This window comes from Acinetobacter sp. YH12200, from assembly GCF_013418175.1.
GTDB lineage: Bacteria > Pseudomonadota > Gammaproteobacteria > Pseudomonadales > Moraxellaceae > Acinetobacter > Acinetobacter pseudolwoffii.
This window is the reverse complement of sequence record NZ_VPCO01000027.1, coordinates 1-15,426: the sequence shown is the minus strand read 5'-3', so window position 1 is coordinate 15,426 and position 15,426 is coordinate 1. Positions and strand designations below refer to the sequence as shown.

The 15,426-nt window shown below is 44.5% G+C and carries 10 protein-coding genes; 7 read left to right on the top strand and 3 right to left on the bottom strand.

The genetic code is table 11. The features are described from left to right. The first annotated feature begins 334 nt into the window (after window positions 1-334). The 4 genes from FTU90_RS13965 to FTU90_RS13950 all read left to right on the top strand — a co-directional run bounded on the left by FTU90_RS13965 (window position 335) and on the right by FTU90_RS13950 (window position 3,406). Window positions 335-1,105, top strand: coding sequence for a HesA/MoeB/ThiF family protein (locus FTU90_RS13965; protein WP_180072933.1), 771 nt, complete (start codon window positions 335-337; stop codon window positions 1,103-1,105). Between the two features lie 58 nt (window positions 1,106-1,163). Then, entirely contained in the window at window positions 1,164-2,462 is a 1,299-nt protein-coding gene (locus FTU90_RS13960; RefSeq protein ID WP_005097212.1) for an AarF/ABC1/UbiB kinase family protein, read from the top strand. Window positions 2,463-2,631: 169 nt separating this feature from the next. After that, on the top strand, window positions 2,632-3,012 hold the full coding sequence (gene folB, locus FTU90_RS13955; RefSeq protein WP_074383219.1) for a dihydroneopterin aldolase: 381 nt from the start codon (window positions 2,632-2,634) through the stop codon (window positions 3,010-3,012). Beyond that, on the top strand, window positions 2,969-3,406 hold the full coding sequence (locus tag FTU90_RS13950) for a 2-amino-4-hydroxy-6-hydroxymethyldihydropteridine diphosphokinase (RefSeq protein WP_159138311.1): 438 nt from the start codon (window positions 2,969-2,971) through the stop codon (window positions 3,404-3,406). The genes folB and FTU90_RS13950 overlap by 44 nt, the downstream gene beginning before the upstream one ends. Before the next feature lie 596 nt (window positions 3,407-4,002). On the opposite strand, the gene FTU90_RS13945 is transcribed toward FTU90_RS13950, so the two are convergent. Beyond that, entirely contained in the window at window positions 4,003-4,704 is a 702-nt protein-coding gene (locus FTU90_RS13945) for a VIT family protein (RefSeq protein WP_005097209.1), read from the bottom strand. Between the two features lie 277 nt (window positions 4,705-4,981). On the opposite strand from FTU90_RS13945, the gene FTU90_RS13940 reads away from it, so the two are divergent. Continuing rightward, entirely contained in the window at window positions 4,982-5,683 is a 702-nt protein-coding gene (locus tag FTU90_RS13940; protein WP_180072925.1) for a DUF1003 domain-containing protein, read from the top strand. A gap of 144 nt (window positions 5,684-5,827) precedes the next feature. Here FTU90_RS13940 and coq7 read toward each other — a convergent pair whose 3' ends face one another. Both coq7 and FTU90_RS13930 read right to left on the bottom strand, forming a co-directional pair. Then, on the bottom strand, window positions 5,828-6,463 hold the full coding sequence (gene coq7 / locus FTU90_RS13935; RefSeq protein WP_180072923.1) for a 2-polyprenyl-3-methyl-6-methoxy-1,4-benzoquinone monooxygenase: 636 nt from the start codon (window positions 6,461-6,463) through the stop codon (window positions 5,828-5,830). A 3-nt stretch (window positions 6,464-6,466) separates the two neighbouring features. Beyond that, complete coding sequence (locus FTU90_RS13930; protein ID WP_180072921.1) at window positions 6,467-7,786, bottom strand: MFS transporter; 1,320 nt, start codon at window positions 7,784-7,786, stop codon at window positions 6,467-6,469. Window positions 7,787-7,960: 174 nt separating this feature from the next. On the opposite strand from FTU90_RS13930, the gene FTU90_RS13925 reads away from it, so the two are divergent. Next, on the top strand, window positions 7,961-10,717 hold the full coding sequence (locus FTU90_RS13925) for an autotransporter assembly complex family protein (RefSeq protein ID WP_159138309.1): 2,757 nt from the start codon (window positions 7,961-7,963) through the stop codon (window positions 10,715-10,717). Between the two features lie 36 nt (window positions 10,718-10,753). Further along, a complete protein-coding gene (locus FTU90_RS13920) occupies window positions 10,754-15,277 on the top strand; it encodes a translocation/assembly module TamB domain-containing protein (RefSeq protein ID WP_074383214.1) in 4,524 nt (1,507 codons plus the stop codon). Window positions 15,278-15,426 lie beyond the last annotated feature (149 nt).

The window sequence follows — 15,426 nt, the reverse complement described above, 5'->3', positions numbered from 1 at the left end:
ACAGCTCGATTTACAGGGGAATTCAATAGCAAAGATTTTAAAAACTTCAGGTCTGACACCTTTTATAAATGAGAAAGAGCTGTTTGCCGGAACCGTTTAATTGAGGTGATTCAACAAATCTTGCCAAGCCATAGCGGCTGCAGCTTGATACCGAGCGTTTAGCTGATATGCTATTTGGCTCAACGATTGCCGAACCATTTATTGATATGCTGTAAATTGACTGTGAGATTGATCTTCCAGAGATTTATCAGCCTTTAGAAACTTCAGTAAGGCTAATTTTTGCGATCATTGTTAAAAATTTTCGAAACAAGGAAAGACGTTGTCTACATTTAACATGGATGCCATCTCCCCAGAATTTGAACTCACTGATGCTGAACTACATCTGTATAGCCGTCAGATTCTTCTGGATGGCTGGGATATTGACGCTCAAGAAAGGTTAAAATTTTCTAATGTCTGCATTATTGGTTGTGGCGGGATAGGCTGTACACTGGCAGAACTTCTGGCACGCGCAGGCGTGGGGAAAATTACCCTGATCGATCCGGATACCATCGAGATGAGTAATTTGCAGCGACAACTGGCATTTATGCCGCAGGATATTGGATTTTATAAGGCAGAAACTCTCGCCAAAAGGCTGGGCCAGATTAACCCGAACGTACAGGTTGAATATGTGAATCAGGCCTTAACGGCTGAGAATGCAGCGCACCTGATCGAACATCAGGATCTGGTATTGGATGGCTGCGACCAGTTTGCCACACGTTATCTGGTCAACCAGATTTGCATTGAACAGAATGTGCCCTTGTTGAGTGCCTCGGCAATTGGCTTGCAAGGCCAGTTGTTTATGGTCGAAGGGGATTCGGCCTGTTATGCCTGTCTGTTTCCACCCGAAAACCAGGCTGATGAAAGTCTACGCTGTGCAAACTCCGGTGTACTGGCCACCACACCGAATGTGATGGCCAGCTTGCAAGCCCATCATGCCTTGTTATATCTGGGTTTGGGATTGATGCCACTCAGACAAAAACTGCTGTTATGGGATGGATTGAGTTTTAAGCAGCGGATTCTCGCTTTCGAAAAAGATACAGATTGTCCGATCTGTCAGGCAAGATAAGCCTGCAAATTAATATTTTTTTGCTACACTGCATGTAATTAATTTTTCCTAAGACATTATGAAAAACAATATCTGGTTAGATGGAATACGTTCAGTTGCCCGCATGGGAGAAACAGCGGTCGTTGCGGCAAAGGCGGGCTTTAAATATGCTACTGAAAAGCCAAGCAATGCCAAACTCATGCGGGAGACTTTTGAATCTCTGGGTTCAACTTATATCAAGCTGGGGCAGTTTATTGCCAGTACGCCGTCTCTATTTCCGCGTGAATATGTAGAAGAATTTCAGGGCTGTCTGGATCAGACTCCACGCTTGCCGTTCAGTTATATCCAGCAAGTGTTGGCCTCTGAATTTGAAGGGCGTAATCTGGATGAGATCTTTGCCTCGATTGATGAAACGCCATTGGCCTCTGCGTCTATTGCACAGGTGCATGCGGCCAAGCTGGTGTCTGGCGAAGATGTCGTGATTAAGGTACAAAAACCGGGTGTGGAAACCATTTTATACACCGATTTAAATGTACTGCACTGGGCGACCAAAGTGCTGGAAAAAGCCGTGCCCAAAGTCAAATTCGCTTCGCTGGCCGATATTGTTGATGAAATCAAAACCCGGATGGTACGTGAAGTTGATTTTATTGAAGAAGCGCAGAATCTGGATGATTTTGTCAATTATCTGAATATCACCAATAATAAAGCAGCGACTGCACCGAAAGTTTATCATCAGTATTCGACCCGTCGTGTGCTGACCATGCAGCGCTTGTATGGTGTGCCATTGACCGATTTTGAAGTGGTGAAAAAGGTATCTAAAGATCCGTCTCAAGTGCTCATTACCGCAATGAACACCTGGTTTGGCAGCCTGATGATGTGTAACAGTTTTCATGCCGATCTGCATGCAGGCAACCTGATGCTGCTCGAAGATGGCCGTGTCGGTTTTATCGATTTTGGCATTGTTGGCCAGCTCAAACCTGAGGTATGGACGGCATGTATGGCATTTATGGATTCATTGCAACATACCAATTATGAGTTGATGGCACAGAATATGCTGAAAATGGGTATGACTGCTGTGCAGATTGATACCAAAGTTCTGGCAGCGGATCTTGAGCGTTTATTCAGTGGCGTATTGATGGCAGACCCTCAGGAGCTGTTAACATCAAATCCGGCTGATCTGAACGATATCATGATGGATATGGTGGCTGTGGGTGAACGTCACGGCATCCGCTTCCCGCGCGACTTTGCTTTGCTGTTTAAGCAAATGCTGTATTTCGACCGTTTTATGCGAATTTTGGCACCATATACCGATATCTATGCCGATCAGCGTTTGCAAATGATTCAGGACATTGATCCGAATTTACTGTTAAAGCATTAATTTAATCCCTCCCGACCTCCCTTCCTTGCGCAAATTTTAAAGCAGCGCTTTAAAATAGCTCAGGGAGGAGTGTTTCACTGCTTGATAAAGTATAAGCGATAAAAGTTCCTCTTTATAAAAGAGGGATTTAGGGAGATTAGTTGTAAATATCATATTCTCGAGCAATCCAATGGACGCCATTATTATTGAAGGTTTAAAGGTTGAAACAGTCGTGGGCTGCTTTAACTGGGAGCGTCAAATTATTCAGCCTTTAATGCTGGATTTGACCATTCAAACCGATTTAGAACAGGCATCAAATTCAGATGCTCTTGCAGATACGCTGAATTATGCAGAAATTTGTGAGATTTCAGCCAAGGTCATTCAAGAAGCTCAGCCTGAATTGATTGAACATGCAGCAAAGTTAGTGCTGAATGCACTTTTTACTACCTTTACAGCAATTGAATCGATTAATATTACGATCCGTAAGCCTGCCATTATCGCGCAAGCCAATTCTGTAGGGATACGTCTTGAACGCCACCGAAACGATTTTCGCTCTAGCATTAGCGAGTAATTGTCATCCTCAGCAACATTTTCAAGCTGCACAGCAAGGTATTTCTGAATGGGGAGAAGTCCAGTTCTCTCCCATTTATAGGATTCCTTGCCGGGATGGCATTGGAGCTGACTACTGGAATACGGCATGTCTATTAAAAAGTTCGGTGTCGAGTGCAGAAATTATTGAGCTGCTCAAACAGCTGGAACAGGCATCAGGGCGGACACGTCCATCGCATCAAATTACCCTGGATGTAGATCTGATTGCCTGGGGATCAGATCTTCGAGATATGCAGTTTAATGAAAAAAAATTGCCCCTGGCTTTGGATGTAAAAGTTCCCATGTTTGATATCTGGCAAGACCCTGTATTCGAGCATGAGTTACATTGTTTCCCAAGAGTTGAACAGCTGATTTAAATCAAATCACCTAATTTTTTGCTGATGTAATTTATGCAATACGAATATTTAAAAGCCTGATCAAGCAAGATCAGGCTTTTTTTATGATGCAGTTTTTTGTTTTTATATGAAAAGAAAAATTCAGATAAGATGGCTCAGGTGGAGTTTAGGAATCATTTAAACATGAAAATATGAGAAATCTTGGCTTATGTTATTTTAATTTTTGGGATCCTTTATGTGATCCAATGAGGATTTCATGGTTTTCCGACAAGGAATTCATATGTGATTGATTTGAAGCTCTGGAATTTATTCTAAGATCAGTAAAAACCCTCAAAGCAGTAAAAATGCATCATCGCGCTTTTACTTTTTCTTGTTATAAAAAATAATCAGCAATACGATAATGATCACCAAGATGGCAAGAATGATCGTAGTTTCCATAACAATACCTCTCAGACATAGATCTTAAGGTTTAAGCGTCTAAATTAAAACTGAACGTAAATTAAAATAAACTCAAGTTTTGTTAGAGCCGTTAGTTTTTCGAAAAAACATTTTTCAGTGATGTTAATAGAAGAACCGCTCAATCCTATTCTGTATTTAACTAAAAAATAAACCCATATTTAGGCAACAGACACATTAAATAATGATCCGATCCACGCACTGAATAACATGGCGATAATTCCCCACAGCATCACCCGAACTGCACCTCTCCAGACGCTCACTCCACCGGCATAGCTCGCCAGTGCACCCATCATCCCCAAACTTAAAACGCCAATCAGCATGACGCCTTTATCCAGATAGTGTTCCGGTAGAATCATGATTGAAATTAAAGGAAATAATGAACCTACCGTAAATGCCATAGCCGAAGAAAATGCAGCGAGAAAGGGCTGAGCCGAGGTATGTGCTGAAATACCAATTTCATCCCGGGCATGGGCATCCAAGGCATTATGGTCGGTCAACTGTTCAGCGACCTGTTGTGCCAAAGCGGGTTCCAGACCTCGTTGTATATAAATCGTTTTGAGCTCATTTAATTCATGGGTGGGATGGCGTTGCAGTTCGCGCTCTTCCATGAGTAGATCATTGGTTTCAATATCTTGCTGGGATTTTACTGAAATATATTCACCAGCTGCCATTGATGCGGCGCCAGAAATCAATCCGGCAACACAGGTTACCAATAAAATTTCAGTGGATGCTCCACTGGCTGCGATACCCACCACCAGACTGGTGACCGAAATAATCCCGTCATTTGCCCCCAGTACAGCTGCACGAAGCCAGCCCGCACGTTCGATATAATGTTTTTCAAGATGGTATGAATGGCGCACAATGAAGCCCTTTTTTATTATCATTATGATTATAGTAAATTTAAGTCATGTATAGATAGTAGGATTGAATCGATCTGAAAATTACCTTGAATGATCAGATCATAGTGCGCTTGGTTAAGTATTTTATCAATCCAAAATAAAACCGAGGTGAAATTCATTTATTCAAAAGACCAGACGGACTTGATATATAATTGATATCCAAGGGATCAAATTTATTTAATAAAAACAATTATATAAAAATTATAGCTGAGTGAGCTGGTTTAAAAAGAGAATTATCATGAAAGAAAAAAATGAGAGCCATAAATGTTTGGTGTGCGGCAAGCACTTTCTTCTGAAAGATCTTACTCCGATGGGAACGGTCAGAAAAGTCATTACTGAAGAGATTGGCAAGGATATTCCAGTCTGGACGCCGCAAGATTATATTTGTCAGACAGATCTAACCCGCTATCGCATGCAGTATGTACATTCATTATTAAGTTTGGAAAAGGGTGAGGTCACAGATCTTGAGGTCGAAGTGATTCATAGCATGCATCAGCATGAACTGATCACCAAAAATGTGGAAACGGAATTAGAGCAAAAGTGGACCTTGGGTGAAAGGCTGGCCGATAAAGTTGCAACTTTTGGTGGAAGCTGGGTCTTTCTGATCTGTTTTGCAATTTTTCTAGGTCTATGGATTACGATAAATACTGTGGTGATGGTGACTCAGCCTGCAGACCCTTATCCATTTATTCTATTGAATTTAATCCTTTCCTGTCTTGCGGCGATTCAGGCACCTATTATTATGATGAGCCAGAACAGACAGGAAGCAAAAGACCGCTTACGTTCGCAAAATGATTATCAGATCAACTTAAAAGCTGAACTGGAAATTCAGCATTTACATGAAAAATTAGATCATCTGCTGCTGCATCAATGGGAACGGTTGGTGCAAATCCAGGAAATCCAGTTAGACCTACTTTCTGAAATGAGCAAAAAAGATTAAAAGGATGCTGTGGAGAATCTCTATCATTTTATAGAGCTTATAAGTAATAAGATCGCCAGATGCCTTGAGTTTATTATCTCGCTCAAGATTTGAAGCGTAATAAAAAGCCCACCAATGAGTGGGCTAAAATTGAACTAGTTTCATTTAAATAAAATAGCTGGTTTTGGTCATCAACTTGGAAATGGCCGTCATGGTCATTTTGACCGGAACAGGCAGGTCTACACCGCCAGCGTTTAACGCTGTATCCCGATGATGCAGTTCATCTTCGTTCATCTGTTCCAGAATACGGCGAGAACGTTCATCCTGCGGCGGCAACTGACTGATATGATGCTGCAAATGCATGCTCACCTGACGTTCAGTTTCTGCGACAAAACCCAGACTGTATTTATCACCGGCAATTCCGGCCAGCGCGCCCATACCAAAGGACAGGCCGTACCAGACCGGATTGAGCAGACTGGTATGGCTATCCAGTTCTTTCAAGCGGTCTTCACACCAGGCCAGATGATCCTGCTCCTCAATCGCTGCCTGTTCCATTTCACGACGAACATTCGGAAGTTTTGCCGTCATGGCCTGACCATGATAGAGCGCCTGTGCACACACTTCACCACTATGATTGACCCGCATCAAACCTGCCACATGACGGGCATCGCTCACCGTCAATTGTGTTTCTACCGGTTGGGCTGGATTTTCACGTTGTGCCGATGTCGTGCCCGGGACGAGACTGCGTAATGCCTGATCAAAAGAATGAATCAGCTTGTCGACACCTGTATATTGACGCATGAATTAATCCTCCAAGGGTGTTTTCGCGGTTTTGATCATGGGTTTGAGTCGGAAAAGCAGCCATAGGGTAAACAGGCCGCTCAACACTGCGGTAATACAAAAAAGTACTTTAAGATCAAGCTCTAAAATACTTAAAATAATAATCGAAAATATAGCAGAAGATACCATGAAAACGGCATTCAGAATGTTATTTGCTGCAACCACACGCGCACGATGTGAGCGGGGAGAATGCGCCTGCATCATGGCATAAAGCGGTACGATATAAAAACCGCCACTAATCCCGAGTAAGGTCACTGCCAGCATCACATGGTAATAACTCCAGCCTTGCTGAAACACATCAGCCAGACCGATTAATTCACCGGTACGTGCTGGAACAAAGGCCAGACTCGCGGCCAGATATAGGGCAAAGATCACCAGACCGATTGCGCCAAATGGCACCATCTTGATATTGACCTGGCTGCCACCGATTTTGCGGCATAAATATGAACCTAGCCCGATTCCGACAGAAAAGAAAGTTAAGAGCAGGCTGGCAACATTTTCAGAGGCATGCAGATTTTGCAAGGTCAGTTGAGGGATTTGAGTCAGATAGGTTGCGCCGTAAAACCAGTACCATGAGTTACCCAATAAAATGGTAAAGACTAATGGCAAACCCTGAGCATATTTTAATGTTTGCAAGCTGGTACGGAAAAAATTCCAGTCAATTTGCAGTTCTGGTGCAGGGATATTTTGTTTGAGAATATAACGACTCGATCCATAACCAATCAGGGCGATCACAACGACTGTTAAACTGATCCAGATCAGGTTGCCAGAAGATGCAGCAATGACCGCCCCACCCAGAATCATACCGAATAAAATCGCCAGCGATGTTCCGGACTGAAACAGGGCATTGCCAGACATCAGCTCATTGGGTTTTAGCACTTCCGGTAAAATGGCATATTTGATCGGGCCAAAGAAGGTGGACTGGGTTCCCATCAGGAACAAGGCAAATAACAGAATCCAGAGGTTGCCAAGCAGGAAACCCACGGTTCCCAATAACATAATCACAATTTCCAGAATCTTTAAATAGCGAATCAGTTGTGAACGTTCGTATTTATCGGCAATTTGTCCGGCGGTGGCTGAAAAAATAAAATAAGGCAGGATAAACAGCAAAGCAGCCAGATTATTCAAGGTGCTGATGCTGGCCGATTGCTGCTGAATCCAGCCGTAGGTGATGACCAGGAGTAACGCTTGTTTAAATACATTATCGTTTAATGCACCAAAAAACTGCGTCAGAAACATCGGTAAAAAGCGCCGAGAAGCTAACAAATGTTCATTTTTGTTCATATAGAGCGTGCTACATTAAGTTTTATTAAGAAATGTCAGTTATGCGTAAACATTGAGAAAAATCATGTAAGATACTTTCAGCCATGTAAAGGTAAAAACCAATTAATTAAGCTCTTTAGCTTATATTTTTCGGTCAAATAATCAATTAAAGAATGTATTCGTTTCGAGTTTGCCATGCCTGCAAAGAAAAAATTTAAAAAAACGATGCTTCATCGCAGTATGGGGTCGCTTATACCACTTCAGAGTGGGGCACAGCTGTGTATGAGCATTTTTTTTATGATGTTATCCCATCAGAGCATGGCACAAACAGAACAGCCTGAAACACCTGTGGCCATTTCTCAGGCAGAAATGGTAGATGAACTGTCCAAAGAAGCGATGCGACAGGGACTGGTCACATCTGAAAATGAAGCCACCGAAAAAATTGAAGAAGCGATACAGCCGGAAGCATCTGTCGACAGCATGTTGATGCTGGAGCAACAGCAAAATGCAGGCTCCGGTCTGGACGTATTTACACCGATCCAGTTCGATGATCTGGAAGATTTGCCAGTACAGACTATTGATCAGAACATGGCCAATGAAATTTATCAGGTAGCCGAGCAAGCCAAACAGGAAGCACAAAACTACCGCAATACTCAGACCAGCGAAACGGTGGTGGCCGATATCAGCCAGCAAGAACTGCTGGAAATCAATCAGGCGCCGGTTAATGTCGATCAGTTGATGCAATCGATTCAGGCAGACAGCCAGATTATTGTACAAAATAATGAAGCCGGCATGACTTTGCCAGAAGTAACGGGGCCACTTGTTGCTGAAGATGAGAAACGTCCCAATATTTTTAAACGACTATTTTATAAAATCCGTCCGCCACGTCAGATCATGACCGCGAGAGTTCCGCGAATTAGTGCGGATGTGGTGATTATGAACGGCGAAGGTATTGCGCAAAGCAATGGTATGCTGAATCGTAGAGCTGAGCCTGAAGGCTATCTGAATTTAAGAAATAATGTCAAAGCCAAACTGTCCAGTTTTACCCAGGAGTCTTTTGGCGACTTTAATTCCGCTTTGCCACAACTGCGAACCTTGTCCCGACAGGCGGCACAGGCAGTCGGTTATTACAATGCCCAGTTCAGGTTTGAAAAAATCTCTGATAGTCGCGTTCGGGTTTTTGTCACCCCGAATGAACCTGTGCTGATCACCACGCAAAATCTGGAATTTAGCGGAGCGGGTGCGGAACAGCCGCAATTCCAGGTCATCAGTCTTTTGCCGGAGCAGGAAGAGGGCGATATTTTCAATCACGGCAATTATGAACAGACCAAACAACGGATTAATACTGCCGCCAATAACAACGGTTATTTTGATTCATACTGGCGCTTGCATGATGTCAAGATTGCACAGCCACAAAATACGGCCGATGTAAATCTACGTTTCGAGACAGGCGAGCGTTACAAGCTGGGCAATGTCGAGTTTAGAATGAGTGATCCTGAAAAGGAATTTCCGCTGGATCGTGATGTACTCGAAAGTCTGGTCACCTGGAAAGATGGTGCAGACTATACCTTCTGGCGAGTGAATAGCCTGGCCAATAACCTGACCAACTCGCGCTATTTTAACTATACCCTGGTGGACGCAATTCGCCCTGATGCGGTTGACAGGGAGCTGGAGCTGGCACCGGATATTCAAAGCCTGATAGAAGAACAGAAACTTTCTGAAGATCAGGCGACTGCGACACAGCCTGATCGCTCAGTGGCATCTGCTAAAGAAGTCACTCAAAATGTCGTCGATGAAGACCAGTTTGCCGGTAGCCGCGATCAGGAAAATCCAAATTTAAGAAGCTTGCGGGTCGAGCAGCAGACCAAAGAAAATGAGCAGGAGCGTTTAAAGGCACAAGCGCGGGAAGAGAAGAAAGTTCCAGTGATTGTGACTTTAAATGCAGACCGTTTAAACAGTGCTGAACTGGGTCTGGGTTATGGAACAGATACCGATATCCGCCTACGTGGTCAGTACCGCCGCGCCATTGTAAATAAGCGCGGACATTCTTTTGATGCCAACCTCGAGTTGTCCGGTATCCGGCAGTCCATCGATGGTCGTTATAACATTCCTTATCACCATCCGCTGAATGATTATGTCAGTATTGTCGGTGGTTATGAGCGCGAAGAACGTGATGGCGTGGCTCAAGGTGAAGGTCTGCAAATTGAATCGGCAGTGCTGGGTGTAGACCGGATTATTAAAAACCCGCTGGGTAACTGGCAGCGTACTTTTGGAGCGCGTTACCGTCTGGATCGCTTGAAGCAGAATGGTTCTGTTGATTTTAACCAGATTCCGGAAGCGTTTCGCTTTAATACCGAAGATGAACAGCAGTCGTTACTGGTCGGTTATGAAGTTTCACGTACCGATACCGATCGTCGGGTCAATCCTACCAAGGGTTTCAAGCAGACCTACAAAGTCGAGCTGGGTAGTGAGGCGTTATTGTCTGATGCAGATATGGCGATTGTAAATGCAGGCTGGCGTTTTATCTATTCATTGGGTGAAAATGCAGATCATCAGTTTGTTGGACGTGCCGATGCCGGTTATATCTTCACTGAAGATTTTGCCAAAGTGCCGTATAACCTGAGATATTTCACCGGTGGTGACCAGAGCATTCGTGGTTTTGATTACAAGAGTCTTTCTCCGGAAATTGAAGGCTTTAAAGTCGGTGGTCAGGCCTTAGGGGTTGCTTCCTTAGAGTATAACTATCAGTTTAGGGAAGGCTGGCGTGCTGCGGTTTTTGCAGATGCCGGAAATGCTTATAATAAAGAGTTCAGTAATCCGACCGAATATGGTGCGGGTGTGGGGATACGTTGGGCCTCACCGATTGGACCGATTCGTATCGATGTGGCGACTGGATTGTCTGATGACAATCACCCAATTCGTCTGCATTTCTTTATTGGTTCGCAGTTATAAAACATCATTTTTTAAAAATAGTTATTTGGGTACATCATGGTCGAGAACCAACCACAGCCAGAACAACAACCACAAGATAGCGTTGTGCCGAAAAAGCGCCGTATATTGAGAAGTATCCTGTTGTCGGTACTTTTCTCACTCATTTTCCTGCTCTCTGTGCTGGCGCTGCTGTTTTCGACCAATCAGGGCAGTAAGTTCCTGCTAGATCAGGTATTACAACGCCAGCAAATTATTCATTATGAATATGAAGGCGGAAATTTATGGCGTGGAATTATTCTTAAAAATGTGCTGGTCAGCCTGAAACCGGTCGATGTCAAAATTGATCGTGCTGATGTAAAACTGGGCTGGCGGGCGATCATCAAAAAAGAAATTCATCTGAATGAAGCAGATGTCCGTAACCTGCAAATTATTAATAAAACTCCGTCTAGCAGCGAACCTTTCAAGTTCAATGCCATCCGTTTGCCTTTTGTGCTGCGCGTCGATCATCTGCTGCTTGATCATCTGGTGATTAAAACCCAAACCACGGCAGTTGATTTTTATAATATCGAATTAAATGATGCGCTCTGGTCTGGTACCGAATTAAACTTTGAAGATTCCCGCATGGATATGGGTTATCTCTCGGTGCGTGAAGCGACGGGTAAAATGCAGTTTGAAGGCAAATATCCACTGGATGCCCGCGCAATCGTCAATCTGCCTTCTTTAAGAGACAGCTTGAATATTCATGATATTCAGGTTCGGGCGCGTGGCACGCTGGATACGATTCAGGCAGGCGTAGCGACCAATACACCCGATTTATTAACCGGTTGGGCCATCGTACATCCAATGCGGCCCCAGGTGCCGATGCGTGGCGAGTTAAAATTTAAGGATTATAACTGGCCGATTCTGACTGAGCAGAAACTGTTTACGAAAGACGGGATTGCCGAGTTCAATGGAGATATCGATCGTCTGGACTTGAACGTCCGTACCGACCTGATCGGTGAAAATATTCCACAAGGCCAGTATAACGCGGTGATGTATACCGATCTGGTCAATCAGCTCAATATTACCGATCTGAATGGCCAGCTGATGAAAGGTGCGGTTAGCCTTGCCGGGACAGTGGGCTGGAACGAACAGGTAAGCTGGGATCTGAACGGACGATTAAACGGAATTGATCCTAAGCATGAACGTATCCCGCAAGTCGTACAAGACTTTTTACCACCTAGCCTGGATGGCAATATTGCCTCAAAAGGCAATCTGGAAAATGGCCTGCATCTGACGGCGCTGGTAGATTTTGACCGTTATGAAACTTGGAATATCAAACTGGATCAGAATCCGGTTAAAGACAATAAAGCACAACCGATTCTTCTGGATGTTGCCTGGCAAAATATCGACCGCGCCGTACCCTATGTCGGCTGGCTCAGCAGTCAGTCTGGCGATGTGAAACTGGCACTGGTCGAAGGCCAGCAGAATATTCATGTGGCAACCAAAGTCGAACAGCACGAACAAGGTCTTCTGCCAGCAGGCATGTATCAGGCCAAACTGGATCTGAAAAATAATATTCTAAATGTGCCGAGCTTCAATTATAGCGCCAATGCACAGGCAGGTAGCTTAAGCGGTCATGCGCGAATTGAACTGCCACAAGAAAAACGCCAGTTGAAATGGACTGCATTATTAAACGCCAAGGACTTAAATACCCGAAGTCTGGCTGCGGCTTCACCGATAGACCGTTTAAATGGCCAGATCAAGGCCAATGGCTATGCACAACCCAATCAGCAGATTATTAAACTGTCTAATGTAGACCTGACTGGGCGCCTGGCAGAACAGAACGAAACAGTACGTCTGACCGGTAACAGTACCATTGCTTTATTATTCCATAATGAAAAAGCCGGCGGTGGTTTTAGAGGCTATGCAGTCAATTATGATGGGGCTTTAAATGCCAGTCAGTTGCAAGCCAGTCAGGGAATCCTGAAACTGCGTGTTTCAGGTACACCAGAAGTATTGAGAGTCAATGAATTGCGTCATGATGGTATCGCTGGCAAGATTAATGCCAATGGTCTGGTGAATCTGGCAAATGGTATTGGCTGGGATATTAACGCTTCATTAATCCGCTTTAAGCCGCAATATTTTAATGCCAACCTGAAAGGCGAGTTGTCGGGCAATGTAAAAACCCAAGGGGTTTGGTCAGATGCCTTAAAACGCATTCAGATCCAGCGTTTGAATCTGGCCGGTATGTTAAATAACAAGCCGGTACGAGGCACAGGTAATTTATCAGTCATTATTAATTCAAATCAGCGTGGTTTTGTCCCAGAGCAGTTTGAAGCCAATAACCTGTTCCTGTCTTATGCCAGCAACCAGATTCAGGCCACTGGCAATGCGCAGAATCTGCAACTCAAAGTCAACGCACCAGCATTGTATGAGTTATATCCGGGCTTAAGAGGTCGTGCACAGGGCTATATCAATATGCAGGCGCAGCCACGTTTGCAGGCTTCGGCAAATCTTTCGATTGATAATTTTGCCTTTAAAAACCTGATGAGTGTGCAAAAAATTCGTGTCCGCGGACAGTTGCCGACCTCGCAGACCACAGCAACCTTATTAACTGCCACAATGGATCGCTTGCGTAGCGGTTCACGGGAAATTGTACGCGGGGAAATATCACTTGCCGGTACTCGTGCGGCGCATATCCTTAAAGTTCAGGCAGAAAATAAACTGTCAAAATTCTTTGTGCAGCTGGCCGGTGGCTTTAATGCACAAAATAACTGGCTGGGTCAGATTCAAAAAGGTGATTTTGACTCTTTGCGTGCTCATTTGGTACAGCGTCAAAATGCGGCAGTGATTTATAATGCGGCCCAGTCTGATCTGTTTGTCGGTGCACATTGCTGGATGAGTCAGCAAAGCCAGTTGTGTTTTGATCAACCGATTCGGGTCAATAAAACCCGTGGCAGCGTATCCTTTGTGACCCAAAACCTGGATCTGGATGATTTCAGTGCATTCCTGCCTGAAGGGCTGGCATTGACCGGTAAAGTGAACGGTTATGCCAAGGCAGCCTGGGCGCAAGGTGCTAAACCAAAAATCGATGCGCGTCTGGTCACCCGAAGTGGTGTGGTCGGCTTATCTTCGGAAGACCCGGATTATTTAGGTTCTACCCTAAAATATGATGAAGTGGGTCTGGTGGCAAAAAGTGTCGCAGAAGGCTTACAAGTTCGACTGGATGTAAAAACTCCGGATATCGGGACAGGGTATGCCAATGTCATTATTGATCCATATCGGGACAGTAAACCGATGCGTGGCGAAATTGCCTTTAATCAGGTACAGCTTAAAGTCTTTAAACCCTTTATTCAGGACATCCGTAATCTGGATGGCACCTTGTCCTATGCCGGAAAAGTGAGTGGAACCTTAACTGATCCTTTGCTGGAAGGTGAGGTTCGAGTCAAAGATGCTTCGATCAGCATGATCTCCTTGCCGGTGAATCTGACCAATGTGCAGTTGTATTCATCGATACGTCAGAATTCTGCCAGTATTAATGGTGCATTTAACAGTGGTCGTGGCGTGGGTAAATTGACCGGTTCAGTCGACTGGAAAGGTGATCCGCGAGTGCAGTTAAAACTGCAAGGTGAAAATCTGCTGATTCGTCAGGCACCTTTAATTACTGCCGTGGTTACGCCCGATTTAACTTTGGACATGTATCCATTCAATAAAAAGCTGAGTCTAAGTGGTACGGTTGATGTGCCACGTGCACTAATTTCTATGCCTGAAGCCTCAGAACCTGTGGTTGGACTTTCTTCAGATGTACGTGTCGTGCGTGAAGGTGATGACCAGCTGGCTATTCTCAAATCTGCCCGTCCTTGGGATATTCGGGCTGATGTGGCGGTTTCTCTGGGCAATCAAGTGATATTCCAGGGCTTTGATAGCCGTATTCCGCTATTGGGCCGGGTCAATCTGTCACAGCGGGGTCTGGAAACTGCGATGCGTGCCAATGGTGCGATCGGGGTATCACAGCGGGTGAAAATCGAAGCTTATGGTCAGAGTCTGGATCTGAACCGTGCCATTGCCCGTTTTAATGGTGAGTTGACCAATCCGACGCTGGATGTTGATGCCAATAAGTCGGTTCAGGGAAGTACGGTCGGGGTACGGGTGACGGGCACTGCTTCAAGCCCAAATATTCAGATTTATAATGATGCTGGCTTGTCAGAGCAGGAAGCTTTAAATGCCTTGATTACTGGTCGTATCAACGAAGGTGCATCCGGTTTAAGTCAGGCTGAAGGATTCAGATCTGATGTGAATAATACCATTGCCGCAGCAGGTATCAGTCTGGGCCTGGGTGGAACCCGCGCGCTGACCAACCAGATTGGACGGACGTTTGGCTTGAGTGGTTTGGCACTAGATGCACAAGGAACAGGGGATGATACCCAGGTGTCGGTGACCGGCTATATTACCCCTGATTTATATCTTCGTTATGGCGTCGGAGTTTTTACCCCGGTGAACAAACTGACTTTACGTTATCAGGTGAATCAGCGTCTTTACTTGGAAGCGAGTCAGTCCTTAGAACGTGCAATTGACTTGTTCTATAATTGGCGTTTCTAATCATAAGGACAGATAAATATTTTCGCAGATTCAAATCTCAAGTGCGACACATTTGTAGTTAGTTGAAAAAGTTAGGTGTATTCGTAGAATCATTGGACTTTTTCAACTCGCAATTGGAAAGCACACAATGAAGAAATACACCCAACTTT